15 protein-coding genes are annotated in these 12,677 nt (G+C 67.4%); 7 read left to right on the top strand and 8 right to left on the bottom strand.

Translation table 11 applies throughout. The features are described 5' to 3' along the window. Positions 1-71: 71 nt before the first annotated feature. Genes SNOV_RS20505 through SNOV_RS20520 form a run of 4 tightly spaced genes read left to right on the top strand, consistent with a single transcriptional unit; the run spans position 72 to position 3,970 of the window. On the top strand, positions 72-1,178 hold the full coding sequence (locus SNOV_RS20505) for an ABC transporter ATP-binding protein (RefSeq protein WP_013168890.1): 1,107 nt from the start codon (positions 72-74) through the stop codon (positions 1,176-1,178). A gap of 2 nt (positions 1,179-1,180) precedes the next feature. Then, complete coding sequence (locus SNOV_RS20510; protein ID WP_013168891.1) at positions 1,181-2,101, top strand: ABC transporter permease; 921 nt, start codon at positions 1,181-1,183, stop codon at positions 2,099-2,101. Continuing rightward, a complete protein-coding gene (locus SNOV_RS20515) occupies positions 2,094-2,909 on the top strand; it encodes an ABC transporter permease (protein WP_013168892.1) in 816 nt (271 codons plus the stop codon). Before SNOV_RS20510 ends, SNOV_RS20515 begins: the two co-directional genes overlap by 8 nt. 26 nt (positions 2,910-2,935) lie before the next feature. Then, complete coding sequence (locus SNOV_RS20520; RefSeq protein WP_013168893.1) at positions 2,936-3,970, top strand: extracellular solute-binding protein; 1,035 nt, start codon at positions 2,936-2,938, stop codon at positions 3,968-3,970. Positions 3,971-4,039: 69 nt separating this feature from the next. Here the strand turns inward: SNOV_RS20520 and SNOV_RS20525 are convergent, their stop codons facing one another. Together SNOV_RS20525 and SNOV_RS20530 are read right to left on the bottom strand one after the other, a co-directional pair. Then, on the bottom strand, positions 4,040-4,312 hold the full coding sequence (locus tag SNOV_RS20525) for a hypothetical protein (protein WP_013168894.1): 273 nt from the start codon (positions 4,310-4,312) through the stop codon (positions 4,040-4,042). Between the two features lie 17 nt (positions 4,313-4,329). Then, positions 4,330-5,454 carry a DNA topoisomerase IB gene (locus SNOV_RS20530; protein ID WP_013168895.1) on the bottom strand — a complete coding sequence of 375 codons (1,125 nt, stop codon included), beginning with the start codon at positions 5,452-5,454 and terminating at the stop codon, positions 4,330-4,332. A gap of 129 nt (positions 5,455-5,583) precedes the next feature. Here SNOV_RS20530 and SNOV_RS20535 point away from each other — a divergent pair, with 129 nt between their 5' ends. From SNOV_RS20535 to SNOV_RS20545, 3 genes are all read left to right on the top strand, one after another. After that, positions 5,584-5,994, top strand: coding sequence for a DUF2934 domain-containing protein (locus SNOV_RS20535; RefSeq protein WP_013168896.1), 411 nt, complete (start codon positions 5,584-5,586; stop codon positions 5,992-5,994). 12 nt (positions 5,995-6,006) lie between these two features. Continuing rightward, complete coding sequence (locus SNOV_RS20540; RefSeq protein ID WP_013168897.1) at positions 6,007-6,627, top strand: cysteine hydrolase family protein; 621 nt, start codon at positions 6,007-6,009, stop codon at positions 6,625-6,627. A gap of 74 nt (positions 6,628-6,701) precedes the next feature. Next, entirely contained in the window at positions 6,702-7,199 is a 498-nt protein-coding gene (locus tag SNOV_RS20545) for a YciE/YciF ferroxidase family protein (RefSeq protein ID WP_013168898.1), read from the top strand. A gap of 170 nt (positions 7,200-7,369) precedes the next feature. Here SNOV_RS20545 and SNOV_RS22745 read toward each other — a convergent pair whose 3' ends face one another. The 6 genes from SNOV_RS22745 to SNOV_RS20575 all read right to left on the bottom strand — a co-directional run bounded on the left by SNOV_RS22745 (position 7,370) and on the right by SNOV_RS20575 (position 12,541). After that, positions 7,370-8,098 carry a DUF1236 domain-containing protein gene (locus SNOV_RS22745; RefSeq protein ID WP_013168899.1) on the bottom strand — a complete coding sequence of 243 codons (729 nt, stop codon included), beginning with the start codon at positions 8,096-8,098 and terminating at the stop codon, positions 7,370-7,372. Positions 8,099-8,187: 89 nt separating this feature from the next. Next, entirely contained in the window at positions 8,188-8,583 is a 396-nt protein-coding gene (locus SNOV_RS20555; RefSeq protein WP_013168900.1) for a DUF1236 domain-containing protein, read from the bottom strand. A 295-nt stretch (positions 8,584-8,878) separates the two neighbouring features. Then, positions 8,879-9,802, bottom strand: coding sequence for an acetamidase/formamidase family protein (locus tag SNOV_RS20560; protein ID WP_013168901.1), 924 nt, complete (start codon positions 9,800-9,802; stop codon positions 8,879-8,881). Positions 9,803-9,828: 26 nt separating this feature from the next. Next, positions 9,829-10,683, bottom strand: a complete 855-nt coding sequence (locus SNOV_RS20565; protein WP_013168902.1) for an ABC transporter permease — start codon at positions 10,681-10,683, stop codon at positions 9,829-9,831. Between the two features lie 11 nt (positions 10,684-10,694). After that, complete coding sequence (locus tag SNOV_RS20570; RefSeq protein ID WP_013168903.1) at positions 10,695-11,522, bottom strand: ABC transporter ATP-binding protein; 828 nt, start codon at positions 11,520-11,522, stop codon at positions 10,695-10,697. After that, positions 11,519-12,541 carry an ABC transporter substrate-binding protein gene (locus SNOV_RS20575; protein WP_013168904.1) on the bottom strand — a complete coding sequence of 341 codons (1,023 nt, stop codon included), beginning with the start codon at positions 12,539-12,541 and terminating at the stop codon, positions 11,519-11,521. Before SNOV_RS20575 ends, SNOV_RS20570 begins: the two co-directional genes overlap by 4 nt. Positions 12,542-12,677 lie beyond the last annotated feature (136 nt).

The raw sequence follows: 12,677 nt of genomic DNA on the forward strand, positions 1-12,677 counted from the left end.
CCTTGCCGGAAGCCTGAGCGCCACATAGGCTACCTCACGAGAGCGACAACCGACGATAACGGGTGCTGAGAATGCCGGAGCCTTCCGGTCCTGAGGACAAGCGCGTCGCGATCGAAGCCAGGGGCATCGTCAAGGAGTTCGGAGAGGGGCCGAGCGCGCTGCGCGCCCTCGACGACGTGTCGATTTCCATCCGCGAGAACGAGTTCTTCACGCTGCTGGGTCCCTCCGGCTGCGGCAAGACCACGCTGCTGCGGATGATCGCCGGTTTCGAATACCCGACCGAAGGCGCCATCCTGCTGCATGGCGAGGACATCGCCGGGCTGCCGCCCTTCAAGCGGCCGGTGAACACCGTGTTCCAGAGCTACGCACTGTTCCCGCACCTCACCGTTGAGGAGAACGTCGCCTTCGGGCTGGAGATGCTCGGCCGCTCGAAGGCCGAGATCAAATCCCGCGTCGCCGCCATGCTGAAGCTGGTGCGGATGGAGGAGCTGGCGAAGCGCCGCACCGACCAAATCTCCGGCGGCCAGGCCCAGCGCGTCGCGCTCGCCCGCGCGCTGGCGCCGGGGCCGAAGGTGCTCCTGCTCGACGAGCCGCTCTCCGCGCTCGACTATAAGCTGCGCAAGGAGATGCAGATCGAACTGAAGCGCATGCAGCACGAGACCGGCATCACCTTCGTCTTCGTCACCCATGACCAGGAGGAGGCGCTCACCATGTCGGACCGCATCGCGGTCATGTCGAAGGGCCGCGTGCTGCAGGTCGGCTCGCCCTGGGACATCTACGACAAGCCGGCCGACCGCTTCGTCGCCGACTTCATCGGCGAGACCAATTTCCTCACCGCTTCCGTCCTCGGCATCGAGAACGGGCTGGCGCGGGTGCGGCTGAAGTCGGGCGCCGAGATCGTCGCCACCCTCGCGGAAGGCGTTTCGCCGAAGGGCGAGGCGACCATCGTGGTGCGGCCCGAGCATGCCCGCGCGGTGACGTCGGGCGGGCAGGTCGCCGGCGCCGTCGAGAACGTCGTCTATTTCGGCACCGACACGCATATCCATGTCCGGCTGGACGCCGGCGACATCTTCATGGTGCGCCAGCAGAACCGCCGCACCCAGTCCTGCGGCTTCGAGGTCGGCGACCGCGTCGGCATCGAGATCGCCTCCGACGCCGCGCAAGTGCTGAGGGACTGAACATGGCGTCGGCGGCGGAGATCGCGAAGCAGGCCGGGCGCCGGGACATACGCGGGCGCTGGCTGCTCTCCGCGCCGGCGCTCATCATCATCTTCATCGCCGCCATCGGCCCGCTCTTCGTCATGCTGGCCTATTCCTTCATGACCAAGGGCGACTATGGCGACGTGAAGCCGGTCTTCTCGCTCGACGGCTGGTTCTCGGTGTTCTTCCAGCGCGACATCTTCGACGACACGCTGTCGATCGCCGACGCGCATCTGTCGATCATCTGGCGCTCGGTGCGGCTCTCGGTGATCACCACCTTGGCGACGTTGGCGCTGGGTTTCCCCACCGCCTATTTCATCGCCACAAGGCCGCGCCACACCCGCGAGATGTGGGTGTTCCTGGTCACGATTCCCTTCTGGACCAACCTGCTGATCCGCACCTTCGCCATGCAGCAGGTGATCCGCAACGAGGGCGTGCTGAACACCGGCCTGCGCGCCCTCGGCATCATCGATCAGCCCCTGCAGATCATGTACACCGACTGGGCGATCCTGTTCGGCATGGTCTATGTCTACCTGCCGCTGATGGTGCTGCCGCTCTATGCCAGCATGGAGAAGCTCGACTTCCGGCTGGTCGAGGCGGGCTACGACCTCTATGCCAGCCGCCTTGCCGTGCTCCGGCGGATCATCATCCCGCTGGTGAAGCCCGGCATCGTGGCGGGCTCGATCCTCGTCTTCATCCCCTCGCTCGGCGCCTATGTCATCCCGCGCGTGCTCGGCGGCGGCAAGAACCTGATGCTCGGCAACCTGATCGAGCTGCAATTCGGCTCGGGGCGCAACTGGCCGCTCGGCGCGGCGCTGTCGATCACCCTCATGGCCGTGGTGATGCTGGCGCTCATGGTCTATGTGCGCAACGCCGCGCGCTCGGGGGCCGGCCATGGCTAGGTGGGGTATCGCCCGACGCTTCGACATACGCGTGCAACCGGGCTTCGGTGTCATCGCGCTGTTCACCTTCGCGCTGCTCTATCTGCCGATCGTCACCCTCGTCGTCTACGCCTTCAACGGCAGCGACTCGCTCTCCAGCTGGGGCGGCTTCTCGCTGCGCTGGTTCGCCGACGCCGCGCGCAACAGTTCGGTGCAGGACGCGGCGCTGCGTTCCTTCATCGTCGCCGTGCTCGCCGCCAGCATCGCCACCGTCGCGGCGACCATGGCGGCCATCGCCACGACCCGCACCGCGCCCTATCGCGGCCTCGGCTTCAAATACGCCTTCATCAACCAGCCGCTGATGGTGCCGGAGATCGTCACCGCGGTGGCGCTGCTGATCGTGTTCTCGCGCGTGAAGGTGTGGACCGGCTATTCCGGGCTCGGCTACCTCGTGCTCGCCCACACCGCCTTCTGCATCCCCTTCGCCTATTTGCCGATCCGCGCCCGGCTGGAGGGGATGGATTCCTCGCTGGAGCGCGCCGCCGCCGACCTCTACGCCACGCCCTGGATGGCGTTCCGCCGGGTGACGCTGCCGCTCCTGCGGCCCGGCATCATCGCCGGCTTCATGCTGGCCTTCGTCATCTCGCTCGACGACGTCGTCATCACCGAATTCGTCAAGTCGGGCGGGCAGGACACGCTGCCGACCTACATGCTCGGCCAGATTCGCCGCGCCGTCACGCCGGAGATCAACGCGATCGCCACCGCCTTCCTCGCGCTCTCGGTGCTGCTGGTGACCGTGTTCTTCTTCATCAACCGCCGGAAAGCCTGAAACAACAAAACCTACGGAGAGTGAGCATGAACTGGAAGAAGACAGCCGCCATCGTGGCCTTCGCCACGCTCGGTTTCGCTGGCAGCGCGGCGGCCGAAGGCGCGCTCAACATCTACAATTGGGGCGACTACACCAGCCCCGAGCTGATCAAGAAGTTCGAGGACAAGTACAAGGTCAAGGTCACCGTCACCGACTACGATTCGAACGACACCGCGCTCGCCAAGGTGCGCGCCGGTGGCCATGGCTTCGACATCGTGGTGCCCTCGGCCAACTATCTGCCGATCTGGATCAAGGAAGGGCTGCTGCTGGAAGCGCGCCCCGACCAGATGGAGAACTTCAAGAACGTGGAGGACCGCTGGGTCAACGTGCCGTGGGATCCGGGCCGGCACTATTCGGTGCCGTGGCAGTGGGGCCTGAGCGGCATCGGCGTCAACAAGAAGGTCTATGGCGGCGACATCAACACCTCGGCCATCTTCCTCGACCCGCCCAAGGAGCTGGTCGGCAAGATCAATGTCGAGCCGGAGATGAGCGACGTCCTGTTCGCCACCATCAAATATTTCGGCGGCGACTGGTGCACGAGCGATCGCGACGTTCTGAAGAAGGTGCGCGACAAGCTGCTCGAGGCGAAGCCGAAATGGCTGGCCATGGACTATTCCGTCACCGAGAAGCTGCCCTCGGGCGACTATGCCGGCGTCTATTACTGGAACGGCGCGATCATGCGCGCCCGGCTGAAGAATCCGGACATCGCCTTCGGCTACCCGAAGGAAGGCTACCCGGTGTTCATGGACAGCGTGACCATCCTCAAGGACGCCAAGAACGTCGAGAACGCCAAGCTGTTCATGAACTTCATCATGGAGCCGGAAAACGCGGCGCTGATCTCGGCCTTCGCGAAATATGCCAACGGCATTAAGGGCTCCGACGCCTTCCTGCCCGCCGACATGAAGGACGCGCCCGAACTGGTGATCCCGCCGCAGTTCGAGAAGGCGGGCGAGTTCCTCAAGACCTGCGCGCCGGAAGTGAGCGAGCTCTACACCCGCATCTGGACCGACGTGAACAAGTGAGCGGCGTGAACAGGTGAGCCTTGCGCACGGGCGGGTCCTCTCCCGCCCGTGCCCCATCTCTGCTGGCGCCTAGCTCAGCGAACCCCAGTCGAGCCCGCCGCTGTCCTCCGTCCCGAGCAGGGTCTCGCCAGCTTTGGCGCCGGGTACCATGATGACCACCTCGTGGCCATCGCGAATGGCGTTGGAAGCCGCCGCCACCGCGGCCTCGAAGGCCGCCTCCTTGCTGGCATAGCCCATGCCGAGCTGCTCGTTGACGGCGACGTGCCAGTCCGCCTCGCTGCCCTGGATGCGGTAGATGTCGGTGTTGGCCTGATCGGTTCTGCCGTTGGAAGCCGTCTGCATCGTCTTGCCCTCCATCGTCAGAAATCAACGGCTGCGCGGGCCATGTGTTCCGGCACCATGACCGCTTTCCGCCCGGTGCGCATGGGCGCGGCGGCCGTGCTGCCGGCCTCGCCGGCGCCGCGCCCGCCCTCGCGCAGCAGCTCCGAGAGCAGAGCCGCGCGGGCCGACGCCGAGCGGGTCCGGCCGGTGATCTCGGCGAGCCGCCCCGCCTCGAAGGCGGTGATGACGGTGTCGTGCACATAGGAGGTGCGGCAGACGGTGAGCGTGTTGGCGAGTTCTTCCGCCAGCGGCGCGATGGCCGCCTTCACCTGCCGGCGCCGCCCGCGCTCGCTGGTCTCGGGGGTAAGCCGGCCGAGCTGGTCGAGCACGCCCATCGAGGCGGTGAGCGTGCGGAAATCCTTGAGCGAGATCGGCCGGCGGCCGACCTCCTTCAGGAAGGCGTTCACGTCGCCGGCCCGGATGGCGTGGATCGCGCCCTTGCCGTTGCGGTATTTGAACAGCCGGCGGCCCGGCAGTTCGCGCAGCCTCGTCAGCGCCTGCGCCAGCGCCGCGTCGCGCACCTGCTTGGCGATCGCCTTGCCGCCCTTGCCCTTGAAGCTGAGCGCGATCGTGTCGCCCTCGATCCGCAGATGCGATTTCAGCAGCGTGGTGGCGCCGCGCGTGCCGTGCTCGGCGGCGTACTGGTCGCTGCCGGCGCGGATGGCGGTGAGCGAGACCAGATGCACCGCGGCGGCGAGCGCCAGCCGCCGGTCCGGCTCGGGCCGCCGCAGCGAGCGCCGCACCGCGCGCGAGATCACGGGGAGTGCCTCGGCGAGGCCGGCGAGGCGCTGCGCCTTCACCGCCTCGCGCACGCAGGTCCAGTCGGGATGGTAGCGGTATTGCAGCCGCCCGGCCGCGTCCTCGCCGACCGCCTGAAGATGCGCGCGCGCGTCGGTGGCGAAGCGGACATTCTCATAGGCCGGCGGCACGGCGAGGCGCCGCAGCCGGTCCAGCGTCTCGCGGTCGGTGACGGGCGTGCCGTCGGCATGGCGGTAGGCGAAGCCGCTGCCATGGCGCTTGCGGCGGATGGTCAGCGCGGCGGGCCGCACCAGGCGCAGGCCGAAGCGCCGCGCGAGCCGCCGAACGGTCGTCGTGTCGGACATGGGTAGAACCCGGCAGGGGGCAGAGGCGCCCGCCCCGTCAACGTCGGCGATCGGGCGGCGTTCCCTCGGGCTCAGGAACACGGGCGAGCGTCGGCACGTTGTTCCGCAACACACATGCAGGAGGAAGCCATGGACGACCGCGAGGACCGCATCCGCGTGCAGGCGCACAGATTCTGGGAGGAGGAGGGCCGCCCGGACGGGCGCGCCCATGAGCACTGGCTGCGCGCCGAAGCCACGCTCGACGGGGAAGGCGGCAGCTTCCGCCCCGTCGACGCCGCGGAGGCCCCGCCGGAGCCGATGGGGGACACGCAGACGCATGGCGCGCCGGCCGTCGACGACGCGGCCGGCAAGCCGCCGCTGCCGCACGCGCTGGAGGTCGATCCCAACGTGGTGATCGACGGCGGCGAGTACGAGCCGGCGAGCGAGATCGAGACCGTGCGGCGCACGCTGGAGGTGCCGCCGAAGCGTCGCGGCCGCGCCTCCCCCGTCGCCGACCGCGAAGGCGCGATGGGTGGACTTTCCGGCTCGCGCGTCAGGTAGCGGCGGCGCGTGATGGATGGCGGAGCGGGAGGCGACACCGGCTGTCGGGGCCGCGCGGTGCATCTGTGCCTCGACATGCAGCGGCTGTTCTCGCCGGGCGGCCCATGGCCGACGCCGTGGATGGTCAATTCCCTGCCGAACATCGCCGCGGTGGCGGAGAGGTTCGCCGGGCGGACCGTGTTCACCCGCTTCATCCCCGCCCGCGACCCCGGCACCGAGATCGGCACCTGGCGCGACTATTACCGGCGCTGGTCGGCGCTCACGCTGGAGCGGCTCGACCCGAGCCTTCTCGAACTGGTCGACGAATTGAAGCCCCTCGCGCGCTTCGCCCGCGTCGTCGACAAGCGCCGCTTCTCCGCCTTCTCGGCGCCGCGGCTTGCGGAGGTCCTCAACGGCCACGGCGCGGAGACGCTCATCGTCACCGGCGCGGAGACCGACATGTGCGTGCTCGCGAGTGTGATGGACGCGGTCGACCGCGGCTATCGCGTGGTCGTGGTCGAGGACGCGGTCTGCTCCTCCTCCGACGAGGGGCACGAGGCGGCGCTGACGCTCTACCGCACCCGCTTCGCCCAGCAGATCGAGACGCTGACGACGCAGGCGCTGCTCGAACGGGCGGAAGCCCGCGCGCTTTAGCGGACGGATCGGAACGAAGCGCCCGCCATCTCGTTCTTCGCTCGCTTGGGGAGACAAGCCAGCAGGAGACGGCCATGGCCGAGAAGACACTCGACACGCTTTTCCACGAGACCCTCAAGGACATCTATTACGCCGAGCGCAAGATCCTCAAGGCGCTGCCGAAAATGGCCCGCGGCGCGCAGTCGCCGCAGGTCAAGGCGGCCTTCGAGAAGCACCGCGACGAGACCGAAGGCCAGATCGAGCGCCTGCAGCAGGTGTTCGAGATGATCGGCAAGCGGGCGCAGGGCAAGACCTGTCCGGCGATCGACGGCATCATCGAGGAAGGCGAGGAGATCCTCGAGGAATTCAAGGGCCAGCCGGCCCTCGATGCCGGGCTCGCCGCCGCCGCCCAGGCGGTCGAGCATTACGAGATCAGCCGCTACGGCACGCTGAAGCGCTGGGCCCAGGTGATGGGCCTGAAGGACGCGGTGAAGCTGTTCGACGCGACGCTGAAGGAAGAGACCCTGACCGACGAGACGCTGACCAAGCTCGCCGACCAGGTCGCCAACGCCAAGGCGCTGAAGGCGGCGTGACCGGAATGGCGCCGGCGTGATCCGCCGGCGCCATTTCTCCGTGATTGCAGTTTGCCGGCTATCAATAAGGTGGCGCCTCGCCCGCGAGGGCCGCTCCGGCCGGGCACCGGACGCAGGAAGGCTTCCCGTCCCCGCAAGAGACGGGAAGCCTGTCGTCCGCGTCGGCCGCGTTACGCGACGACGTAGACGATCGTGTAGGTGTTCGGCTGGACGATGACGATGCGCCCGTCCGCCAGCACGAAGTAGCGATAGTTCCGGTACTGCGGAACGATCTCCACCACGCGCGGCGGCAGCGGGTGCAGCTCCACCGTCTGCGGGATCGCCACGCCCACGCTCACCGAGAAGTTCACGTCGCGGACCGGCTCGACGTCGGTCTGGGTGATGGTCTGCTTGATCGTCGTGCGCTTCTCGCTGGTGATGTTGACGTTGGTGTTGTTGGTCGTGTTCGTCGTGTTGGTGGTGGTCTGGGAGCTCTTGTCGCGGGTGGCGCCGGAGTCGGCCGTGCCCGTACCCGGCGTCGCCGCAGGCTCGTTGCGCTGCGCGTTCTGGCCCTGCATGCGGTCCTGCTGCTTGCCCTGGGTGTCCTGGGCGTTGCGGTTGGCCTTGGGCACCTGCGCGTCGGGCTGCTGGGCGCTGCGCTGCGGCGCATTGCCGGTGCCGGGCGGCATCTGCGTGTTGCCCTGGGCGGTGTTGCCGCCCTGCGGCGTGCCGCCGAGCTCGCCGCCGGTGGCGTCCGGCCGGTCCGGCGTCGCCTGCGGGGTCGAAGGCTGCATGCCGCCCGCGCCACCGCCGGTGGACGGGGCGGCGCCACTCGACGGCGGCAGCGGAGTCTGGCCCATGGCGCCGCCGGCGAAGAGCGCGACGGGGGCCACGGTTGCGAGAATGATCAGCTTGCGCATGAGCGTTTCTCCATTGCATGGCCGGCCCGGCGGACGCGGACGTCGCGCCGGTCGGCTGGTTGTCGGATGTCAGGTCAGTCGGTCATCCGTCAGTTGATGACCTGGATGACCTTGCGGCTGCCGGCGTCGACGATGACGCGCTGGTCGTTGACCACGGCGTAGCTGTAGCGCTCATATTTCGGCACCGGATGGATTTCGACGGTGGCCGGCAGCGCCGAGCCGACGACGACCTGTTCCTCCACCCGCACCGACGGCACGCTCTCCCTCATCACATAGGTGCGTACCTCGGCCGGGGGCGTCGCCGCGGCACCGACCGTCGCGCCGGCGACACCGCCGACCACGGCACCGGCCGGACCGCCCACCGCGGCACCGGCGGCCGCACCGCCGATCGCGCCGGGGACTGCACCCTGCTGGGCATAGGCCACTGCCGGCATGGCGAGGCCGGCGAGCAGGGCAGTAGTGGTAAGAAGGTTCGGTTTTCTCATGGATCCCTCCATTGTCGAACTGGCCGGTAAACGTCCGGTCCAAACAATGTTTCGAGGGAAGCGCCGTAACGTCGGCGTGAATTCGAGGTAATATGTGGTATTTATATTATGAGATAAGGCTTTACCTTGCGGTATATTCCGCAACATTGCATAGCTTCGTCGCGCCACCGCCAATGGAGCGGACGATTGCGGCCACCATGACGCCATCTTTGCTGCCGCTTGTGGTGGAGCGGAGAGCGAGGGCGGCGTGAGGCCGAACCTCACGCCGCATGTCTTGGGACGCTCTGTTGGGTCGTCAGCCGGCGAACTGCGCCAGCACCTTCTTATCGACCTTGCAGATATAGGTGTATTTCGGGTTCACCACCTGGGTGCAGCGCGCCTCGGCGATCTGGCCGAGCAGCATGTAGCCCTCGGGCGCGGGGATGCCGTACTCGTCTTCCAGCCAGTAGATCATCTCCTGGAAGGCGGTGCGCATCGCGTCCTCCAGCGGCCGCGCGCAGCCGAGCGTGCAGATGTGGGTCGGCGTCTCGATGCGCGGATGGTTGAGGCGCTTCGGCGCCGCTTTCAGCGACACCTTCACCGTCAGCGTCGCGGCGATCTCGATGGCGCCCATGCCGTTGGCCTCGCCGTCGCCCTGCAGCGCGTGGCAGTCGCCGAGGAAGAGATGCGCGCCGTCATGGCTGATGCGGAACATCACGGTGTTGCCTTCGGTCACTTCCTGCACGTCGAGATTGCCGCCATGCGGGCCGTTGTCGACGGTCAGCACCGCGCCGTGGATCGGCGCGACGCCGGCGACGCCGATCATCGGGCGCACCGGGAGCTTCACCTTGTCGCTCCAGTGGACGATGCCGTCCTTCACCTCGACGACATGGGTGCGCAGGCCGAATTCCTTCTGCCGCACCCAGTCCGGGAACATGCCGATGCCGGGCCACAGCGCGGTGTAGCCGAGCGTGTCGACCTCCATCTTGAGGATCTCCAGAACCAGCATGTCGCCGGCCTTGGCGCCCTTCACCTCGATCGGGCCGGTGGCGCCGTTGACGAAGGGAAAGGTGACGTCGTCCGGCGTGAGCTGCTGGCCGAGATGGCGGATGGTGCCGTCATTGGCGTTGATGGCGCATTCGACGACGAAGGTCTCGCCCGGCTCGACGCTGGCGACGAAGGCCTCATTCGCCGAAAGCGCATATTTGATGTTGCCGACCTTGCTGACACGCTGGGTCATGGTCACTCCGATGGGCACTGTGGATATCAGCCGAGGCGGCGCCAGGGCATGAGCAGCTTCTCGACCTTGCCGACGAGGAAGGTGAGGATGAGCGCGAGCGCGATGGTCGCCACCAGCGCGGCGAACACCTTGGGGATGATGTAGAGCGAGCCGGCCTTGAAGATGGCATGGCCGAGCCCTTCCGAGGACGACATGAATTCGCCGACGATGGCGCCGATCAGCGCGAAGCCGACGGTGAGCTTCAGCCCCGCGAAGATATCGGTGAGGGAAGCCGGCACCACCAGCTTGCGGAAGATCTGGAACTTCGAGGCGCCGAGCGTGCGCATCAAATTGATCTGGTCCTCGTCGACGCCGACCGCGCCCTTGTAGGAGGTGACCAGCGCGACGATCACCACGGAGAGCGTCGACATGGCGATCTTCGACATCAGCCCGGTGCCGAACCAGATGATGATGATCGGCGCCAGGGCGATGATCGGGATCGAGCCGAGCGCGATGACGAAGGGCTCGATGACGCGCGAGACGAAACGCGAATACCAGAGCGACAGGCCGATCAGCGTGCCGATGACGTTGCCGACGGCGAAGCCCAGCAGCGTCTCCAGGCCGGTGACGTAGCTATCGCGCCAGAGGCTGCCATCGGCCGCCATGGTCATCAGGAAGCCGGCGATGGCCGAGGGCGAGCCGAACATGAAGGCCGTCTGCTTGTCGAAGACGGTCATGTATTCCCAGAAGGCGAGGAAGGCGGCGAGCAGCGCGATCTGGGTGAAAATGACCAGCAGCGTCGCCCGCAGCCGGGCGCGGCGGCGCGCGGCGAGCAGGGCGGGGGCGGCCTCGGTCTTGCTGGTTGCCGCGAGGGGCGCGCCATAGCCGGCGGAGCTGTCCATGTGCCGCCTCCTCAATTCCGCGCCACGTCGAGATCGGCCCAGATGCGCCGGACGTAATCGGTGAAGCCGTGGCTCTCGCGGGCGGCGATCATGTCGGTGCGGTCGCTGTCGAGCGCGATGTCGTAGACCGCCTTCACCCGTGTCGGCCGCTTCGACAGCACGATCACCCGGTCGGCGATGGAGACGGCTTCCTCGATGTCGTGGGTGATGAGCAGCACCGAGCGCCCGCTCTCGCGCACGAGCTTGGCGGTGTCGCTCTCGATCAGCAGCTTGGTCTGGAAGTCGAGCGCGGCGAAGGGCTCGTCGAGGAGCAGCACATCCGGTTCGTTGACCAGCGTGCGGGCGAGCGCCACGCGCTGGCGCATGCCGCCGGACAGCGTCGAGGGATAGTGTTCGTCGAAGCCGTGCAGGCCGAGCTTGTCGAGCACGACATGGCTGCGCTCCTCCGCTTCGGACAGCGAGACGCCGCGGATTTCCAGCCCCAGCATCACGTTGCGCAGCGCCGTGCGCCAGGGCAGCAGCAGGTCCTTCTGCAGCATGTAGCCGACGCCGGACGGCTGGCCGGAAATCTCCCGCCCGTGCCAGCGTATGCGGCCGGCATCGGCGGAGATGAGCCCGCACAGCGTGTTCAGGAGCGTGGTCTTGCCGCAGCCGGACGGGCCGACGATGGCGACGATCTCGCCCTCGTTCAGCGTCAGCGACAGGTCGCCGATGACGGGCACGATGCGCCCGTCCGAATCGTAGCTCTTGGCGACGTGCTCGACGGTGAGGGGCGGAACGCCGGCCCGAGCCGGCGCCACCGCCCCTGCCGCGATGGCGGGGGTCTCCACCGCGCTCACCCGAGCTGCTTGATGGCCTTCTCGGCGAAGGAATTGTCGATGATCTCGTCGAACTTGATCGTGCCCTTGGCGTTGCCGAGATAGACCTGCATGTCCATCAGGTTCGCCCACTGGTCCGGCTTGGTGATCACCGACTGCGCCGGGATCAGGTATTTCAGCTCGGCATCGATCGCCTTGTCGACCACCTCGCCCGGCAGATCGGGGAATTCGAGCCGCGCCACCTTCTTGGCGAAGGCGGGGTCCGCATAGGTCTTGCGCGAGGCTTCCTCGAAGGAGGTGACGAGCGCCTGCACCATGGCCGGGTCCTTGGCGATGGTGGAGGGCAGCACCATGATGCCGGTGTTGCAGAACGGGCCGATATAGTTGGAGAAGTCGAACACCACCTTGGAGCCCTGCGCTTCGGCGGCGGCGACGCTCGGCTGGTAGGCGACCGCCATGTCGGCCTGGCCGGCGAGCATGGCGCCGATCTCGGTGCCGGGGTTGACCGGCACGATGGTGACGTCGGTGCCGAGCTTCATGCCGGCCTTCTCCACCATGCGCTTGGTGACGGAGAAGTTGGTGTTGGGCTCGGGGCTTGTGACGACCTTCTTGCCCTTGAGGTCCTTCGGGTCGGTGAAGGGCTCCATGGTCTTTGACACGCCGAAATAATGGGCGCGCTGCACCACCGTGCCGACGACGACGCCCGGTCCGCCATTCTCGCGCGAGATCTGCGCCATGGTGGCGTCGCCGATGGCGAAGTCGGCCGAGCCGCCGAGCACCGCGGCGAAGGTCTGGGTGTCGCCGCCGGCGGCGGTGACCTTCATGTCCAGCCCGTTCTTCTCGAAGATGCCGTCATGCATGCCGACATAGAGGTTGATGTAGCCGAGGTTGTGCACGGCTTCGCTGAAATTGACCGTCTTCAGCGCCGCCGCCGAGGCACGGCGGATCACATAGGGAGCGGCGACGAGGCCGCCGGCGGCCAGCGCCGATGTCTTGAGGAAACCACGCCGGTCGAGGCCGGTGCGCACGCTGTTGGACATGGGTTGCTCTCCACTCTCCGGGGCCCGGAAATCTGGAAGCTAGAGAATTCCCATCATCGTCGCGTCACAAGTCGAAATAGAACGCAGCGGTTTGCCGCCCCCGGCGGCAGGAACGACCCGCCGGCGCTAAATGTCA

Source organism: Ancylobacter novellus DSM 506, from assembly GCF_000092925.1.
In the GTDB taxonomy this organism is placed as follows: Bacteria; Pseudomonadota; Alphaproteobacteria; order Rhizobiales; family Xanthobacteraceae; genus Ancylobacter; species Ancylobacter novellus.

What these genes read in the sequence shown, in the direction of transcription:
- SNOV_RS20560 (WP_013168901.1), bottom strand. Translation starts at nt 9,802, where the DNA reads ATGACCCAGCGTGTCAGCAAGGTCGGCAACATCAAATATGCGCTTTCG.
- SNOV_RS22745 (WP_013168899.1), bottom strand. Translation starts at nt 8,098, where the DNA reads ATGCGCAAGCTGATCATTCTCGCAACCGTGGCCCCCGTCGCGCTCTTC.
- SNOV_RS20505 (WP_013168890.1), top strand. Translation starts at nt 72, where the DNA reads ATGCCGGAGCCTTCCGGTCCTGAGGACAAGCGCGTCGCGATCGAAGCC.
- SNOV_RS20540 (WP_013168897.1), top strand. Translation starts at nt 6,007, where the DNA reads ATGGATGGCGGAGCGGGAGGCGACACCGGCTGTCGGGGCCGCGCGGTG.
- SNOV_RS20555 (WP_013168900.1), bottom strand. Translation starts at nt 8,583, where the DNA reads ATGAGAAAACCGAACCTTCTTACCACTACTGCCCTGCTCGCCGGCCTC.
- SNOV_RS20510 (WP_013168891.1), top strand. Translation starts at nt 1,181, where the DNA reads ATGGCGTCGGCGGCGGAGATCGCGAAGCAGGCCGGGCGCCGGGACATA.
- SNOV_RS20545 (WP_013168898.1), top strand. Translation starts at nt 6,702, where the DNA reads ATGGCCGAGAAGACACTCGACACGCTTTTCCACGAGACCCTCAAGGAC.
- SNOV_RS20575 (WP_013168904.1), bottom strand. Translation starts at nt 12,541, where the DNA reads ATGTCCAACAGCGTGCGCACCGGCCTCGACCGGCGTGGTTTCCTCAAG.
- SNOV_RS20520 (WP_013168893.1), top strand. Translation starts at nt 2,936, where the DNA reads ATGAACTGGAAGAAGACAGCCGCCATCGTGGCCTTCGCCACGCTCGGT.
- SNOV_RS20525 (WP_013168894.1), bottom strand. Translation starts at nt 4,312, where the DNA reads ATGCAGACGGCTTCCAACGGCAGAACCGATCAGGCCAACACCGACATC.
- SNOV_RS20515 (WP_013168892.1), top strand. Translation starts at nt 2,094, where the DNA reads ATGGCTAGGTGGGGTATCGCCCGACGCTTCGACATACGCGTGCAACCG.
- SNOV_RS20530 (WP_013168895.1), bottom strand. Translation starts at nt 5,454, where the DNA reads ATGTCCGACACGACGACCGTTCGGCGGCTCGCGCGGCGCTTCGGCCTG.
- SNOV_RS20535 (WP_013168896.1), top strand. Translation starts at nt 5,584, where the DNA reads ATGGACGACCGCGAGGACCGCATCCGCGTGCAGGCGCACAGATTCTGG.
- SNOV_RS20565 (WP_013168902.1), bottom strand. Translation starts at nt 10,683, where the DNA reads ATGGACAGCTCCGCCGGCTATGGCGCGCCCCTCGCGGCAACCAGCAAG.